The sequence below is a fragment of the Xanthomonas sp. A1809 genome (assembly GCF_017746015.1).
In the GTDB taxonomy this organism is placed as follows: domain Bacteria; phylum Pseudomonadota; class Gammaproteobacteria; order Xanthomonadales; family Xanthomonadaceae; genus Xanthomonas; species Xanthomonas euvesicatoria.
This window is the reverse complement of the sequence record NZ_JAGHWZ010000031.1, coordinates 1-1,495: the sequence shown is the minus strand read 5'-3', so window position 1 is coordinate 1,495 and position 1,495 is coordinate 1. Positions and strand designations below refer to the sequence as shown.

At 53.8% G+C, this 1,495-nt stretch carries 1 pseudogene; it reads left to right on the top strand.

Going from position 1 to position 1,495, the window contains the following annotated elements:
* Nucleotides 1-1,495: pseudogene (locus J7396_RS22680) on the top strand (hypothetical protein); the annotation flags it as partial.

Here is a 1,495-nt window from a genome sequence, read left to right as displayed (position 1 = left end):
CCGGCAATGGGGGCTTCGACATCAAGGTGGGCGGCAACACGGCCTTGGTCGGCGGTGCCATTGCAAGTGCGGCCGATGCCAGCCTCAATCGGCTGTCTACCGACAGCCTGACGGTCGAGGATCTGCAGAACAAGGCGGAGTACAAGACTAGCGGCGTCTCGGTAGCTGGCGGCACGGGCAGCAGTATGGCCAGTGTGGCTATCGGTGCCGGACTGAGCATGTTGGGCAACGCCAGCGACAGCTCGAGCAGCACGACCAAAAGCGACATCGCTGCCGGCTCGATCCAGATCCGCAATGGCGACGCATCCGCGCTTGCAGGATTGGATCGTAGTGCGACCGAGTTGCAGCAGTCCGGGCTGAAGGAGATCTTCGATCAGAAGAAGATCGAAGATCAGAAGGAGCTGATGGGGCTGGCTGGGGAGATTGGATTTCGGGTAGCGGGTGATATCGCCAGCAGCATGCAAGAGCGTGCGGCATTGGACCTTGCCTCAGCAAGAGCCACCGGGGACAAAGCTGCGGAAGCAGATGCATTAGCTCGTAAAAATAGCTGGAGTGACGGAGGAGTAAACAAAGTTTTGTTGCATGGCCTGACAGGTGCAGCCGTCGCTGCACTTGGAGGAGAGAGTACACTTAGTGGTGCCATCTCGGCTGCAGGCTCTGAGAGAGCCAAACAGGTCATGGCTGATTATTTGGTCAGTCAATATATTGACCCCGATAGCGAGACGTTTAATAGCCTGATGGAGGCCGGTAGTGCAGCCATAGGCGGTGTTTTAGGTGGTGCATCAGGCGCAGCCATCGCAGTTGCGGGTGATCGGTTTAATCGTCAGCTGCACCCATCTGAGGTGAAGTTTTTAAAGAGTGATGAGGTTGTCCAGGAATACATTGAATACATGGCAAAAAATGGCCTCGTCCTCACGGAAGATGACGCGCGTGTCAGGTTAAACACATATGCCGCTTCAAAAGAAGACGAGAACTGGGCTGCATTGAATGGCACGGATACCCTTACTGAAAGTTTCCTTTCTAGTGAGTCGCAAGGTCGCTATTACACGGATTCGATGGGGAATCGCCACGCCTTCTTTCAAAGTACTGACCAGGAGTGGAAGGATCCAACGGTCAATCTGAATGCGCTTTATGGATCAAGATTTGATTCGTCGATAAAGAACTATATCGATGATATTCGTAGTCCTAACCATGCACCCACTCAAGCAAATAAGGAACTGCTATTCCGAGGGACGACCCTTGGGTACGACGCTGCTGATAAGCAAGCGAGCTTTGGGGGTGACCTCATTTCCATTGGGAAAGGGATGCTTCTGGGGATAGGCTCTATTGCCTTCAGCGGATATAGCGATCAGATCGGACCCTATGATGAGCTTGCGCTGAAGAACAACTATCAACTCCTGTTGAAAGATCAGGGACGTTGGGCGGAAGCCGGCTATGTAGAAGGCATTGATTGGGCGACGACTCAACGCCAGATGTGGGCAGGCATCGTCGTTGG